This window comes from Saonia sp., from assembly GCF_056326165.1.
This window is the reverse complement of the sequence record NZ_JBWFBN010000007.1, coordinates 108937-125924: the sequence shown is the minus strand read 5'-3', so window position 1 is coordinate 125924 and position 16988 is coordinate 108937. Positions and strand designations below refer to the sequence as shown.

General features: G+C 38.0%; 9 protein-coding genes. 2 read left to right on the top strand and 7 right to left on the bottom strand.

The window, feature by feature from the left end; genetic code table 11:
- Positions 1–19: 19 nt before the first annotated feature.
- From AC000W_RS08210 to AC000W_RS08185, 6 genes are all read right to left on the bottom strand, one after another.
- Positions 20–1315, bottom strand: a complete 1296-nt coding sequence (locus AC000W_RS08210; RefSeq protein WP_474747471.1) for a BatA domain-containing protein — start codon at positions 1313–1315, stop codon at positions 20–22.
- 1 nt (position 1316) lies between these two features.
- Positions 1317–2213 (bottom strand): DUF58 domain-containing protein, encoded by an 897-nt coding sequence (locus AC000W_RS08205; RefSeq protein ID WP_474747469.1) that lies wholly within the window; start codon positions 2211–2213, stop codon positions 1317–1319.
- Positions 2214–3209: an AAA family ATPase gene (locus AC000W_RS08200; RefSeq protein ID WP_474747468.1), complete on the bottom strand. Its 996-nt coding sequence runs from the start codon at positions 3207–3209 to the stop codon at positions 2214–2216.
- A gap of 16 nt (positions 3210–3225) precedes the next feature.
- Positions 3226–3846: a DUF4159 domain-containing protein gene (locus AC000W_RS08195; protein ID WP_474747466.1), complete on the bottom strand. Its 621-nt coding sequence runs from the start codon at positions 3844–3846 to the stop codon at positions 3226–3228.
- Positions 3847–3938: 92 nt separating this feature from the next.
- Positions 3939–5255 carry a TldD/PmbA family protein gene (locus tag AC000W_RS08190; RefSeq protein ID WP_474747465.1) on the bottom strand — a complete coding sequence of 439 codons (1317 nt, stop codon included), beginning with the start codon at positions 5253–5255 and terminating at the stop codon, positions 3939–3941.
- Positions 5256–5282: 27 nt separating this feature from the next.
- Complete coding sequence (locus tag AC000W_RS08185; protein ID WP_474747463.1) at positions 5283–6923, bottom strand: TldD/PmbA family protein; 1641 nt, start codon at positions 6921–6923, stop codon at positions 5283–5285.
- Positions 6924–7177: 254 nt separating this feature from the next.
- On the opposite strand from AC000W_RS08185, the gene AC000W_RS08180 reads away from it, so the two are divergent.
- Together AC000W_RS08180 and AC000W_RS08175 are read left to right on the top strand one after the other, a co-directional pair.
- Positions 7178–8326 carry an MFS transporter gene (locus AC000W_RS08180; RefSeq protein ID WP_474747462.1) on the top strand — a complete coding sequence of 383 codons (1149 nt, stop codon included), beginning with the start codon at positions 7178–7180 and terminating at the stop codon, positions 8324–8326.
- A 39-nt stretch (positions 8327–8365) separates the two neighbouring features.
- On the top strand, positions 8366–9106 hold the full coding sequence (locus AC000W_RS08175) for a tyrosine-protein phosphatase (RefSeq protein WP_474747460.1): 741 nt from the start codon (positions 8366–8368) through the stop codon (positions 9104–9106).
- A gap of 145 nt (positions 9107–9251) precedes the next feature.
- On the opposite strand, the gene AC000W_RS08170 is transcribed toward AC000W_RS08175, so the two are convergent.
- Positions 9252–16709 carry a malectin domain-containing carbohydrate-binding protein gene (locus AC000W_RS08170; protein ID WP_474747459.1) on the bottom strand — a complete coding sequence of 2486 codons (7458 nt, stop codon included), beginning with the start codon at positions 16707–16709 and terminating at the stop codon, positions 9252–9254.
- Positions 16710–16988 lie beyond the last annotated feature (279 nt).

Here is a 16988-nt window from a genome sequence, read left to right as displayed (position 1 = left end):
ATATTCTTCCCTGTCACCATCATTGCTTTCTATATCTCGCTAAGATTCGTTCAACTATTAAAGTAAGAAATAGCATTATCCATAACAAAGGGGATAAGTCCATTCTATTAGAAAAACTTGCTTCATTCTTTATTCTAGATTTTATGGGGCGTAGCTCTTCAACATCAACTATACGTTTATCATAAAGCTTTACTTTTTCGTTAATGACAGGGTGTAAATTTAAAAGCCCGATCAAATGTTCAGCCAAATGCTCTTCAATAATATTCTCTGTTGTAATAGGCTTTGTCAAGTAGTATATATTTGGTGAAGCTCCCTGTTCAATCAATCTGCTAGAAAGGCTATCTTGCTTGTACTCCAACACATTAACCTTTGTTTCTTTAATTGATTCTTCACTTAAAGAAATAAGAGTATTAAAAGAAGATAGGTCCAGTTCACCAATCTCACGGACTTTTTTCACAATAATTTCCCTACCCAGATACTTTGAAATTGCCCTATATGTAGATTCTATATAGGTAACATTATTAGAAAGGCTATCATTATAAATCAATAGTACTTCCAGAGGTGTTAACGTACTTAGGGGTACCGTTTCCTTATTTCCATTGAATTGAATATAAACGCTATCCTTCTGTTGATTAAATTCAATCTGGGTATGGTCTGCCGGCATTATTTCCTTCTTAAAAGAAAGTTGTTTGCCAGAACTAATTATACTTAGCAATTGAACATCTTCTCCATTTAAATTTGCTTCTAGAATATTTTCAGATTGATTCTGAGAACCTATCACTATCCAATGTGTATTAGAATCTGTTCCTGGTCGCATTCCTTGTATTCCTGTCACCAATCCTTCACTAAAAACGACAATACTATCAGATTGCAAAGAGCCCATTTCCTGTGCTAATTTCCAATAATTAACAGAAGTAAGGCTTTTTTCTTTATATGTACTTCCGTCCCATTCTGGAAATCCTGATTGTAACAATCTTACATCTACTTCTGATAAAGAATCCAACACACGTACCATATTTTCATTGGAAAGAATGGAAGGCTCAATTAAGTACGTAATAGAACTGCTATTTTCTTCGGTTTTTATACTAGAACCAGAGATAATAAAAACAAGCAAAAATACTACTAGCAATCTTAATGCTAACAACCAAAGCTCATTAAGATTTATATCGCTTGTTTGTTTAGGATTGGTGTCCTTAATAAACTTAATACTACCTACTTTAATAGTCCTCACCTTCTTCTTACTCCACAGATGAATGGCGATTGGAATACCCAATCCCAATAAAGCCCATAGATATGTTGGGTGCAGCAAAGTCATACTATAATAACTTAGTTCGTTTTTTTAAAAATAATCGTAAAGCACTTTCTATAGGCTCATCTAGCCTAAACATTTCATAACTTATGTTGTTGGATAAAAGCATATTCTTTGTTTGTTCCATTGTTGCATTAAAAGCTTCCAAATATTGCTTCTTTGCTTCTCTAGGGTCAATTTTTAATTTGGCACCAGTTTCTAAATCTTCAAATACAACTTGTCCCTTATAATCAAATTCCAATTCGCTTTTACCCATTATATGAAGAACCACAACTTCGTTCCTTGAAGTCTTCAATTGTTTGATTATTTGCGTCAATTCATCATTGTACTCATACAAGTCCGTAATAAAGAATATCAATTCTTTATGGTTCCGATTATGAATTTCATTTAAAGAGTTAGAATTGTTTGGCCATTGCCCAGTAGATTCAATAGCTATCAATTCATGCAAAAATCGTTGGAAATGTTGTTTTTGAATCCTAGGATATAAATTTTTAATATACTGGTCATTTAGAGCTAGAAGCCCAATTGCATCTCCTTGGTTCTGAGCCAAATGTGCCAAAGAAGCTACCAATACCTTTGTAAAATCCATTTTTGTGAGTCCATCCTCTTTATGGAGCATAGACTTACTTGCATCTATTATAAACTTTACACCGATATGAGTTTCTATTTCTGATTGTTTGATATAGTATCTTCCTGATCGAGCCAGCATTTTCCAATCTAACAATCGCATATCATCCCCAGGCTCGTATCCCCTATATTGACTAAACTCCAATCCCAAACCCACTCTCCTACTTCTATTGAGACCAGAAAGATACCCATCCACCAGTACTCTTGAAATAAGAGCAAGCCCAGACACACTATTAATGATCTCTGGTTTAAGGATTTGATTGTAGTCTTGTCTCACTTAAAATGCTATTGCTTGCAAAAGATGTTGAGTTACTTTATCGGAAGATATTCCTTCTGCTTCTGCTTTGAAATTTACAAGTACCCGATGTCGCAATACTGGTAATGCAACATTTTTAATATCATCCATGGTCACGGACAAACGTCCTTGAGACAAGGCCCTAGCTTTTGCGGTTAATATCATTGCTTGCCCGGCGCGTGGCCCTGCTCCCCAACTTACCCATTCTTTTACATACATATTTTCTGTATTTTCTGGTCTGGTTGCACGAACTACTTTACTGACAAATTGTATTAAATCATCACTAATAGGTATCTCTCGCACCAAATGTTGCAATCTTAAAATTTCCTTTCCAGAAAGGATGGGTCTTATGGTTTCCTTTTTTATACCAGTGGTACTCTTCAAAATTTGAGCTTCTTCTGACTCATTGGGATAACCAATTTTTATATAGAAAAGAAAACGGTCTTGTTGTGCTTCTGGTAAAGGGAACGTTCCAGATTGTTCAATAGGGTTTTGTGTAGCAAGGATAAAGAAAGGTTTATCCAATGAATAGGTTTTACCAGAATAAGTCACCTCAAACTCTTGCATTGCTTCTAATAAGGCAGCCTGCGTCTTTGGAGGAGTTCGGTTAATTTCATCTGCCAAAATAATATTGGAAAAAATGGGCCCTTTATTAAACTCAAAAAACTTCTTTCCCGTACTATGGTCTTCTTCCAATATTTCTGTCCCAATAATATCAGAGGGCATTAAATCTGGTGTAAACTGAATCCTTCTAAATTTTAAATCAATGGCTTGGGCCAAAGTTCTAATCATCAATGTCTTTGCCAATCCCGGAACACCTTCCAACAACGCATGTCCGCCAGCCAAAAAAGTAATTAACAGTTGTTCAACGGTATCTTCCTGCCCAACGATAACCTTGCCAATTTCCCTCTTTAAATCTTCTAATTTTAATGTTAGTGTATCAACTTCTTGTTGAATCTCCATTAATTCTTTTTCCATCTATCTAAACTATATTTTATGATGTAAGTGCATACATCACGATATTTACACCAAAGCGTGTATTATCAATCTTATACCATCGTTTATTTCTAAAATCATAGTCCCATTCGCAACCGTAATCCTTATTGCTATACAAAACCCCTATTCTACCATTTACAATAATGGCCTTTAAGTATTCATGAACCAAATCATCTCCCCAGCCGTTAAGTTCCTGTGAGGTGGTAGGTGGACCATCTTCAAACTTAAAAAACACATTGTATATCTCATGATTGTTAGGGATTTTTTTAAGTTGTCCAACTCCAAAAATTTCTTCCATTTGGCGTTCAAAAGACTTGGCAAATAAGCCATCAATATCATGATTACAATCGTCAGCAAAGACAAAACCGCCATTTTCCACATATTTTTTAAAATTCTCCCTTTCCTTTTTTGTAAACTGAACCAATTTGTGGCCAGACAAGTAGCAAAAAGGGCACTTAAATATATCATCGCTACTTAGACTAATGATATTCTCCTTTTTATCCACCGCCAAGGTTGTATATTCTACCAGTGAATTTAAAAGGTTGGATGGCATGCGCTGGTCTACATCCCAATCACCAGATTCGTACTGTAACCTTGTAAAGAAAAATTCATTGCTCACCCATTATATTTTTTCATACACTTCATCTGTTATAAAAAAACTGGCTGCTTTGAATAAATCACAACAACCAGTTTTTATATTTTACCTACCTGCTATACAGCATCAGACAAGCTAGTAAAGGTAAAGTCCCTAATTTTCATATAAGGAATCAAATCACCATCTACCCTAGCTTGTTGCCCAAGAGTTTCCAAATTATTAAGCATAATTATTGGGCTTTCATTAAATCTGAAATTCTTTACAGGGTATTTTATTTCACCATTTTCAATATAGAAAGTTCCATCACGTGTAAGACCAGTATAAAGTAATGTTTGTGGGTCTACTGAACGAATATACCATAGTCTGGTAACCAGAATTCCCTTTTTAGTACTCTTAATTAAATCCTCCAAAGATGCATCTCCTCCTTGCATTATAACATTACTAGGGAAAGGAACAGGTTCTATTCCTTTTTCTTTTGCCCAAAAACGGCTGTATGCAAGGTTTTTTACAACTCCATTTTCTATCCAGCTCATTTTCTTTAAGGGTTGACCAGCACCATTCCATGTGGAGGTTGGAGCATCTGGATTTAATGGATCCGACCATATATTAACTCTCTCATCAACAATTTTTTCACCCAATTTAGTACCACCTCCTTCTTTGGACATAAAGTTACGCCCTTCATCCGCCGATCTTGCATTTAAAGCACTGCCCATTCTTCCCAAAAGACCACTGGCAGCAGCAGGCTCCAATATCACAGTATATTTTCCTGGCTCAATAGCCTTTGCCTCTTTAGACATTACGGCCTTAGTTATAGCGACATTTGATGCTTCAGAAGCATCAAACTTAGAAATATCATTGTAATCCCTTGTCACCCATCCTGACCCAGTACCATCATTTGTACGCATAGTTACCGTAAAACTTGCGTCTGTGGATTTATTATAAGCAAATAACCCATTAGAGTTAATCATTGCTGAAAAACCAGCAGAATCATTTAAAAATCCTGCAGCCGTAACATCTTTCTCTATTGCTGGTTGAATACTACTATTGGCAACTTCTGCCCTGTACTCAGGAGTAATATTCGCTGTTGCTTTAACAAAAGTAATAGATTCATCATAAGATTGTGGGCCCAAAGGATCCATAAATTCAGGATTTTCAGGAGAAAGTTTTGCAAGTTCTTCTGACCTAGCGACTACTCTTTTTAATGACTCATCGTCAAACTCATCAATAGTTGCGGTTCCAGAACGTTTGCCAAAATTGGATTGAACAACCATCGTTTGGTTAGATCTGTGTCCAGATGTAGAGACAGTATTCCTAGCATATCTAATATTGCCACTTTCACTACCACTTAAATTTATTTCGCAGGCATCGGCAGTGGAAAAGCCTAACGCCTTTTCCATAATTTTCCGTGCCTCTTCTTCTGTATATATTGCCATTTTAATTTCTTTATTTTATGAGACTTATTATACGGTTCTACCTGTATTAATTACATTAATATCATTGAATCTGGTAGTGGAGCTACCATGGGAAACTGCACTTATTTGAGAAGGTTGCCCTTTACCATCAAAGAAAGAACCAAACAAACGGTAATCACTTTCATCACAAATTTTTGCACAAGAATTCCAAAACTCTTGAGTATTAGATTGATATGCAACATCATTTAACATTCCAACAATTTCTCCATTTTTAATTTCATAAAAAGCTGTGCCCCCAAATTGAAAGTTATATCGTTGTTGGTCAATAGAATACGACCCTCTACCTGCAATGTAGATTCCTTTCTCTACATCCTTTATCATTTCAGCTACAGAATATTTGTCCTTACCAGCTTCAAGAGAAATGTTAGGCATTCGTTGGAACTGTACATCGTTCCAGCTTTGAGCATAACAACAACCATGAGATTCATTTTGATCAATCATATTTACTTGATCACGAATAGCCTGATAGTTTACCAAAACCCCGTTTCTAATAATATCCCACTGCTTACATTTTACTCCCTCATCATCATAACCTACTGCTCCAAGTGAACCAGGTTGAACTTTATCAGCAACAATATTAACAATATCACTACCATACTTAAAGTTTCCAGATTTCCATTTGTCCATAGTAGCAAAACTTGTCCCAGCGTAATTAGCTTCATAACCAAGTACACGGTCCAATTCCGTTGGGTGACCAACAGATTCGTGAATGGTAAGCCCTAAATGATTGGGTTCTAATACCAAATCATATTTTCCAGGGTCTACTGATTTAGCAGTGAGCATTTCTTTCGCCTGTATAGCCGCTGTTGCCGCATCTTCAACTATATCGTAGCTTCCTCTGTATAATTTAAGCCCTGCTGCTCCTTCTAATTTTTCAGAATCCAGTCCGTCCATATACTCATAACCCATTCCCATAGGGGCACTCATTGCTTGTCTTGTCTTAAATTTACCTGCAGCGCGATCTACGGCTGTTACTCCAAAAGTGGGCCATATACGATGTATATCTTGGTCAATATAAGACCCTTCAGTAGATGCAAAATACTTTTGCTCATTCACCATAAAGAGTGCAGAATTAACAAAGTTTGCACCATTTTCAAGAGCTGCAGCATTGGCATTTAATAAAAGGTCAACTTTTTCTGAAACAGGAACATCCTTAAAATCCTTCTTAATAGGAGTTTTCCAAGATACTTCTCCATGGCCAGATACTGGTGCAAGCTTCACAGGGTCTTTCTGAAATTTGGAATTAGCTTTAGCAATTGCCACAGCTTGTAATGTTGCTTTTTTAATCCCGTCCTCAGAAACATTATTAGTAGAAGCAAAACCCCATGTTCCGTTCGCTATTACCCGGATTCCAATTCCAAAGGACTCAGTGTTAACCACATTTTGCACCTTATCTTCCCGTGTAAATACATATTGATTAAGGTATCTTCCAATTCTGGCATCCGCATAGGTTGCTCCCAAGGACTTAGCAGTGTTCAATGCAACATCTGCCATTCTCTTTTTAACTATAACATCCATTCCTGGTTCAAGCAAAGCTTCTACCGGAATTATGTTTCCCATCATTGATGAAGGCACCATTAAAGCACCAGCCCCAAGACCGGATAATTGAACAAAATCTCTTCTTTTCATTTAAATATATTTAGTTCTCTATAATACTGTTCTTTTCGATATGATTATATTGACATTTGACATAAATAATCAAAACACAAAATAGTGATTTTTAACTTATTCAACTAATTTTGTTAGTTAGTTATGATTCTTATTATTAAAGTAGCACAAAAATCCCTTCTAGAAAATGAATAATGTATTTAAGCAAATAATATTATTATAAGATTTTGTTTTGAAATGATTATCCTCGGATATTTGCATTTCATTCCTACACGATGGATATTAGAGCCAAACAAAGAACCGCATTAAGTATTTTCTTTTTCCTTTCAGGATTTTGTTTTTCAACATGGGCTTCAAGGATTCCTACTATTAAGGCATTTTTTAATTTTAATGAAGCTGAATTGGGAAGTGTTCTTTTGGCAATGCCTATAAGCTCAATGATAGGCTTACCTATTTCTGGTTGGTTGGTATCAAAATTTGACAGTAGAAAACCCTTGTTTTTCTCTTTTATTTTATTTTCAGTCTCGTTGATTTTTATAGGGTACGCCAAAACACCTTTTTCTTTAATATGTGCCATTGCAATGTTTGCGTTTTTTATGCGAATATTAAATATTGCTGTAAACACCCAATCTATTACATTGCAAAGAAAATTTGATAAAAAAATAATTGGCTCATTTCATGGTCTTTGGAGTACAGGTGGTCTTTCTGGTGTAGTGTTTTCAACCCTAATGGTGAAAATGAAGATTGGGATTGAATTGCACTTATTAATAGTATCACTTGTAACATTGATTATTACCTTTTTTGCCTATCCCTTCTTAATTAAACATGACAAAGCTCCTTCGGGAAATAAACTTATTTTAGGCAAACCAGATTTATTTATTCTTTATTTGGGAATTCTTGTGTTTTTTGCTGCCGTATGTGAAGGTGGTATGTATGACTGGAGTGGTGTTTACTTTAGAGAAGTCGTAAAAGTTGAAATATTCACTTATGGGTATCTTATTTTTATGGCCTGTATGGCACTTTCTCGCTTCTTTTCTGATAGAATTATAGAACGTATTGGTATGCAAAAAACTTATATTATTAGTGCCTCATTTATTGCATTGGGTGTTTTAACGTCCATTATATTTCCATATTTTTGGTCTTCTATGATTGGGTTTTGTTTGATTGGTTTTGGAACCTCCTCAGTATTTCCTATGACCTTTGCGTTGGCAGGGACTTCCAATAAGTATTCTCCTGGCATGGCCATGTCTATTATTGGTACATATGGTATTTTAGGCATGCTCATTGGGCCGCCATTAATAGGTTATTTAGCACATGCATTCAACCTAAAAGTGTCTTTTATAACCTTTATAATTTCTGGGTTGATGTTAATTCCCATTTCCCAGCTTTTTTTTAAACTTCAAAAAAAACAAAATAGCCAATAGATTAGGAAAGACTATTTTTGTCTTGAAATTTTGTATTCTATGTTTCAGTTCTTTAGTAAGAAAATATACCTTGTTGATTACCTAGAAGGTTTTATTGATATTCATAACCATATTCTTCCAGGAATAGATGACGGGGCCAAATCGGTTGACGAATCAATAGATCTTATAAAAGGTTTTGAAGAGTTTGGAGTGAAATCATTTGTTGCCACACCACACATTATGAATAATTATTACCCTAATACTCCTAAAAGCATTCAAGATTCTTTAACTTCTTTAAAAACAGAGCTCATAAAGCAAAATATGAAAGATGTTTCCATTGAAGCCGCGGCCGAGCACATGATAGATGATAATTTTGAGAACATTTTGGACAATGGACAAATCATGCCAATAAGAAACAGTTATTTGTTGGTTGAAATGTCATATTTACAACCCTCAATAAATTTTGATGACGCTATTCAACAAATAGCCTCAGCTAGGTATTTTCCTATTTTTGCCCACCCAGAAAGGTATGGTTACTTACATAATGATTTTGAAAAATACTTAAGATATAAGGAACAAGGACTTTTATTTCAAATGAACTTATTATCTCTAAGTGATTATTATGGAAAGGAAGTTCAAAAAATGGCTTATAAATTATTGGATAAAGGTTTGATTGATTTTTTAGCTAGCGATGTTCATAATACGGGGCAGTTAAATAGTCTAAAAGAAGTGAAACTTCCCAAAAAGGCGCTGGAATTTATTTTTCCAATTATTGAAAAAACAATTGTCAATTTTTATTAAGACTTAATATTTCCTCTATTTTTTAATACTTTATGTTTTAAGGTATATTGTATAACAAAAAGCATAAATCTTTCTTTGAAAAAATCTATGCTTTTTATAACCTACATTGTTCTGGTTTTTTTCTATTTCTATTAAGTTTAACTGTTTATTTCATAACAATTAATTGTCTGAAATATGCCTTCCCACCTTTGGTCAAAATTCCCAAATGATATACACCTTCTTGCAAACTATCAATTGGTAGGGTATAAACATTGTTTCCAACTAGAAATTCATAAGGATTAAAAACACTTACCAGCAATCCTGAGGAATCAAAAATTCTTATTTCATTCAAGTCTGAATTAATTAAATTAGTTGACAGTGTAATTTCTGTTGCCCCAGGATTCGGGAATAACATAATTTCAAAAGGAACAATTGGCTCCTTACTATCTATAGTTGACGTTGCATAATCCATTATCCGAGCCGTTAGACCTAGAGAAGACTCTGTTACAGTAATATTGTCAATGAAATAAAATTCTGGGTTCCCGCTGACAATCATCTCTATGACAATCTGTAGGGTTGAGCCCGTAAGTCCGTCCGCTGTAAAGGTCTGTGGGGATATATCATCCGATACAAATCCAAACTCCACAGGGGAACCACCGTCCAAAATGTAAAGGGCACGGACAAAATCATCGCCTTCCTTATTATCCCTGTCATCGTCAACATCGACCGAGACCGAGACGGTTCCCCCTATCGAAATTACCTCAGAGGTCCATATCCCAGGGGTATCACTATCGCCTCTGGCCATGAATCTGCCATCGGATACCTCAAAAGTACCACCGTCACGCACCGAAGTCCAGGCTGTGGAACCATTGTCCACAACTGCTCCATTCAATAAATCCTCAAAATCCTCCAACCATATCGTTCCCCCAGAGGAAATTGGACTATAAGTAGCCGTAAGATTCACATCTGAAGATGGCATCGTAACCGTGGTCGAGGCACTGTTGATATTTGAAACCGAGGCCACATCACCGGTCCAGACCTCGAACTGCTGACCTGAAGGTGCTGCATCGGCCAAAATATTGACAACTTCACCTTGCTCATACGTTCCATCACCGTTTCCATTGTTCACTGTAAGCGCATACGTTGTGCCACCGATTGGGCTGTAAGTTGCAGTAAGACTGACATTGGAGGGTGGCATCGTAACTGTGGTCGAGGCACTATTGGTGTCCAAGACCGAGGCTACATCACCCGTCCAGGCCGAAAACTCCTCACCTGTGGGCGCTGCATCAGCCACAATGTTGACCACTTCACCCGATTCATAGGTTCCGTCTCCGCTTCCATTGTTTACCGTGAGCGCGTACGTTGTACCACCTGTTGACTCGCCTGTTACAGTAATATTGTCAATGAAATAAAATTCTGGGTTCCCGCTGACAATCATCTCTATGACAATCTGTAGGGTTGAGCCCGTAAGTCCGTCCGCTGTAAAGGTCTGTGGGGATATATCATCCGATACAAATCCAAACTCCACAGGGGAACCACCGTCCAAAATGTAAAGGGCACGGACAAAATCATCGCCTTCCTTATTATCCCTGTCATCGTCAACATCGACCGAGACCGAGACGGTTCCCCCTATCGAAATTACCTCAGAGGTCCATATCCCAGGGGTATCACTATCGCCTCTGGCCATGAATCTGCCATCGGATACCTCAAAAGTACCACCGTCACGCACCGAAGTCCAGGCTGTGGAACCATTGTCCACAACTGCTCCATTCAATAAATCCTCAAAATCCTCCAACCATATCGTTCCAGATACTTCCCCTTGGTTCCCTTCCAATCCTATTGTTAATGTCTCCCCTATACCATAATCAATAACCAAATTTGCCATAGCGCCATTGGATGAACCTGTATAAATTAATGCAAATTGATGTGCTGAATTGGCTTTAATAAACCCGGGATTGAGAACCCCAGATACTATGGCAAAATCAGATGCATCTGGTCCTGTAATGCTCATTTCTACAACATATACACCCATATTACCACCAGAGGCATCTATATCTACCAACACATTACTACCAGAAACAAATTGTACAGTGGTAGGTCCGCTTAAGGTACTCAATGTTCCAGGTACTCCGATTGGGCTATCATTGCCGAAATATTCCATATTCTTTTGATTACCTCCTCCACGACTTGGAGATCCAGCAGTTACATACACCCCACTACCCGATACAATGGCTTGGAAGCCATGACGCTCAAAATTCATATCTTCCAATCTTGTCCACACACCTGTGGAAGGATTGTATGATTCGGTTATTCTTAATGCATCGTCAATATTTTCACCATACACAATTTCATTTCTAACTTCTCCACCCATAACAAGTAAATTACCATTGAAATTTGCCACGGCCGGAGCTGCTCTTGGGGTAGGGAGATCAGCTTCTAGGGTACTCCAAGAACCGCTTGAGAAATTATATACATCAACTTCTGGCAATACAGGCTTAAAACCACCCCCATCACCACCAGATTGCCTTCCTCCAACAGCATATAAATTATCGTCAATGACCACTGCATGGAAATGATCTCTTGCCCTAGGAGCATCTAGATTATCGAGTGCGGTCCAAACTCCCGTAGCAGGGTCATACTCATCAAACCAAGACACATAACCGCCGGCATGGCCTAATGTATTTCCACCTATTATATAGAACTTATCATTGTACACTACTAACCCAGCAGATCCTCTTTTTCTATTTTCCGGTATTTCAGGTCCTTGTATCCACTCTTCATATACAGGATCAAAAGCCCATATATAATCAGCGGGAGGCTCTGGCCCCGAATTGTCCTTAAAAGCCCCTATAATCCATATAAGTCCTTGATATTCTGTTGCTTGAAAGTGATTAAACTCAAAAGGAGCTGAATCGACAAGAGAAGTCCATGAATCATTTGTATAATCATATATATCTATTGTTCTGGCATTTTCACGACCACCCATAAGGTAAAATTTATCGCCTACCTGAACGAATGAACATTCATGTCTTGCCGTATAATTTTGATCCTCATTTTTAAGGACCCACTCCGTGCCAATTGATCCAGTATTCACTATAATGATTACCGTATCGGTGTCTGTTTGGTCATCCCCATCCGTCACTGTCAGAACCGCATCATAGGTGCCAGCAACTGAATAAATATGCATGGGCTCAGCTTCATCAGAGAATGGGCTTCCATCACCAAAATCCCACTGGTATGCTACAACTCCTATGTCATCTGTTGAGTTACTTCCTGTGAAATTTACCTCAAGAGGGCTATTGCCACTTAGAGGATTCGCCTCTGCCAAAGCATCGGGAGGTGAACTTATCGCTACACCACCACTAATCTGTATGGCCGACAGCTTAGGTTGGTCCACTCCTCCATCGGAAGCCAATGCGGACAAGTATAAATTCAGCTCACCGTCAGATATCGTAACTGGGAAGCTTTTCACTGTAGCAGTCTCCGGGCCAACGTCCGCTGTAATGTCGTAATTATCAAGCACTAAAGAGTCTTCTAGGGTTACATCGAATACTCTAAGCCCCTCGCCGCCTTCACCACCTCCGGTGGCACCCCAGTATAGTTCAGCCATATGAAGCTGCACAATGTAACTTCCATTGGGAACTGGAATATCATAACTGTAGAATTGATTACTTGAACTACGTTCTGTCTGATATAGCTCTGGAAGTTGAGCCTCAGAGTTTGAATAGGTGTCCCCACCAACAAAAAACTCATCTGCTTGGTAGTCTACCCCATTGTGTGTAAGGGCGGGCCCTCCAGCGTTAATGTTCAACTCAAATACTCCTTCTGGCAGTATCACCCATTCAAAAGACATTGACTCTATATCTTCAGTATCTCCATCATTATCATCAACAATAATGGTTACATTATAAGGTGAACCGGCTGCTGCCCCCATTTCTACTGTTCCTCCTATTTGACCATTTGTAGGTTCAATTGTTACTCCCGACGGAAGACCGATTGCAGTGTACTGAAGATTGCCATCTCCTCCTGATGCTTGAACAAACAAACTACCATTTAAAGCTTCCCCTTCTTGGTTTGTTTGATTTGCCAACTGCTCTATGTTTATAGGATTGCTGGTGTCAAAAGATTCTATGATTTCAATACCACTAATAACAGCATCACCGTCATTGTAGTTAATTAAAGAAATATTGATGAAGTCATCCAATACCTCAATAGTTTGTGAAAGAACTACACCTGTTCTAAAACCATAATCTCCGGACAAATCAATATTATCCATGTTGGGGTAAATGTTTCCTTCAACCTCAACATCAAATACTCTTTCCCCTGCTTCGGAAGTAGCATTTACACCATCTCCCATATAGAGTCTTATTTCGTAAATTCCAGAAAGGCTCACTGGGAATGAATAGGTGACATGGGGAATGGATTCAAAAGTATCGTATCGTGATGTGTCGAAAATATCTGTAGGAGTGGTTGACAAATCCACAGAAGCATCGAAAGATTGCATGGACAGTACATTTCCAACCGTATTGGTTTCAAGTTGAATGAGATATTCATTTGGGTTGCTGTTTGTGTCCGCTGTCCAAGAAATACCTCCGTCCAACGCCGCTATTTGAGGACCACCAGCGTTCACCCTATATATCACAGGAGATAAAGCCACGTTAACATTGAAAGTAAATTCTGTAAAATTCGTGTCTTGGTCCGTAGCTCTTATGGTAATATTACTATTTGCAGCCGTAGCTGGATAGTTGAGTGTTAAAATACTTCCATTGATTTGAGCGCCAATACTGGGGTCAGTATTGCCCGATACTGAATAAACCAAATTTTGATTTCCATTATCATCATCAAAATAATTGTTCAAATTGAACGTGTCAGATCCAGAATTAATGTAAGTATGAATATCCGAGATCATACCGGTAAGCGTGGGTGCTCCTCCAATAACATTCAAATAATCCCATGTTCCCTCCAATTCTACACCAGAAGTATTAGAGCTTCCAATAAGTCCTACCGCTAGTGGATTTCCGATTTGTTGGATTGATTCAAGTACCGCTCCTTGGGCTGTAATAGAGCCCAAGAGTTGTCGCAATCCTCCATCAAAGGCATATTCCAATCCTATTTCTCCTGTGGAAGGATTCACCAAAAAATAAAGAATAGCACTGGCCCCAGGACGATTGTTAGTAGCAATGGTCAATTCCAAAGGTGTCTGCGCCACATCACCAATTTCCTGAAGCACCGACAACCCTGATGGGGTAATTACAAATTTTATATAGTTACTCTGGGTTCCATCACCCATAAATATGCCCATTTCACCATTGGTAGGGCTGGATGCATGGTATAACTGTAAGTTGTCCGTAAAGTTGATAAGTCTAGTGACAATCGTGTAAGATGTAGTTGTAATATCAGATTCCACACCGTATTGGAAGGCTTTCTCTTGGTTATTGGTATTTCCTAAAGCAGTCCCAGATGTCAGCTGCATTGTCATAGCCCCAATGGCCCCTCCAAGAATATCATTGGGGTTTGGATCGTTGGGATCATCCCTTCGATCTAACCATTGTAACCAATTGGGATTGTTATCTCCATTGTTCATTAAACCAGTGAAGCCCAATCCCAAATATCCTTTGAGTTCAGTATTGCTAGAAAACATTTGGTTGATTACCGGTATGCTAAAGGCATCTGTCCCAGAATCTTGGGGGTCTCCCAATTGAAATGGATCCTGAGCATCAGGAATACCATCATTATCATCATCAGTGTCATTTAAATCAGAAACCAAGGTTCCTCCAGCTGATTTATCAAAATCGTTTGGTTGGGATCCTCCATTACAAGGGTCTGACCCATTCTCGTCTTCATCTTGATTTGTATACCCATCAAAATCGTAATCATCCGTTGCATAACCAGGTGTACTAGGTGGGTTACAAACTATGAAATCCTGTGGTTCAAATACGTAAATACCACCTTCTAAAGTTACTACCCATATAGATCCTGGAAAAATATCTGTATCAGAATTACATGTTACACCAAGAGCGTTTCCTTCCAGCCCTGATAAAAAGTTGGATGTCAAATTTTGTAGTGATCCATCTGTATTCAACTGAACACGTCGCAGTCTTCCAGTATTCACTCCAGCAATTAAATCACCTTGCATAGCCCCACCAAAATTACTTGCCGTGTACTCATCAATACCATTGGTGTTGGTGCCCCAAAGTGTAATAATTTCTGCATCATCACCGTCAGGATTATTTATGCCAGGTCCCCGCCAATCTCCTTCAACAGGATTTGCCATGGCTACAGGTACAGGAGGCCAATTTGCCGGTAATCCTAAATCTGGATCAGTGGTGGAATTTGGAGTTGAGCCGTCTGGATCAAATATTTGTGTTCTAAATACTGCTCCATTGGTTGTTCCATCACTCGATGGATTGGTGTATAAGCCTGCTCCAAAAGGATTGGCTCGGGATGGGTTAGCATGTCCCCCGTAAAAACTTCCAGGAACATAGCTATTAATATTATTGGTGACCATTTTGAGGTTGTCGCGGTTGTTAACTGATTCACCTCCAGAATCTGAACTACTTCCTGGTTGTGCAGGATTATAATCATTGGTGACATTACCTGTTCCTTCTTCAAAAGGAAATCCTCCCCAACCTTGATTGGCTCCATTGTCTGTAATATAAACGGCACCACTTTCGGTAACAACAAAATCGTATATGTTTCTATGCCCAGGTGAAAAAATCTGCACAGGTCCTCCAGGTACTATAACAGCTTGATTCAATCCATCGTTACCACCAAAAGGATCATTAACATCTACACCATCGTATCCAGATGCATTTGGATCAATTATACCATTTACATTAGGTCGGCTAGGGTCATCCAAAGTAGGTAAATCATATATATAACTACGTCCATTATCATCAAGAACAGGCATACTTCCCAAGGCATCTAAATCAACCGATAAGAGTGCGGCCGTAAGTGCATATTCACCAGTATATGCAAAGTTTCTAGAAGGTGAACCTGCATTGGTATGTCCACCTTGACCAATCAATAGATAATTCTGATCGTTAATCTGAGCCAATTCCAAACCGTTTGAGGCGTGATTCTCTTCAGATCTAGGCAATCCACGAACAATATCCACAACATCCCAATTGGTACCTGTCCAAGAAATACGAGTTATTATTCCTGAATTTGTGTCGAGACCACTGTCGCCATTTCCTCCACTTCCAAAGCCACCAATCCTAAAATCACTTGAGGCAACATATATTATAGGGTTTTCCGCAGTACCTCCCACTTCAATACCCAAGGTTTCCCTTGAGGAGCTAAAAAATAAAGACCCATCGTCATTATGGTCCTGTATTGTGGTTATGGCATCCAATTCTTCAGTAGCTGTAACCATGTAGTTTCCTGGACCATTCCTTTCGATAGTGAAAATTTTGATAAGTCCACGATAATCCGCAACATACAATCTTCCATCTGGTCCATATTTTAAAGAGGTTCCATTTGTAATGGATGTAAATCCATTCATATTAAGCTCGTTCAATGAAAAACTAATCTGAGCAAAAGTTGAAAAACTTTGAAAAAATAAAAAAGTTGTAAATAAAAATTGAATAAACCTATGTGTTGAAGGGTGGTAAAATTGTTTCATGTTCATCTTTGGTTTAGAAGAAAAAAATATTGTGTAAAAAGGAAAGGGGAAACCCCAAAATTATATACTTTCAAAAATTGGTTTTGATTAGCGTTTGGGGAACTGTACGAATATAAATCACAGAGTCGAACCAGCATAAATACATTGCATCAATTAGACCAATTACCATTAAATTCGTTGAATGCCTTTTACCACCATTAACCTAACTATCAATAGATTAGACATTGTATTACTTTTCTTATTAATATATCAAATCTCCAAGAGATTGATAGCTATTTT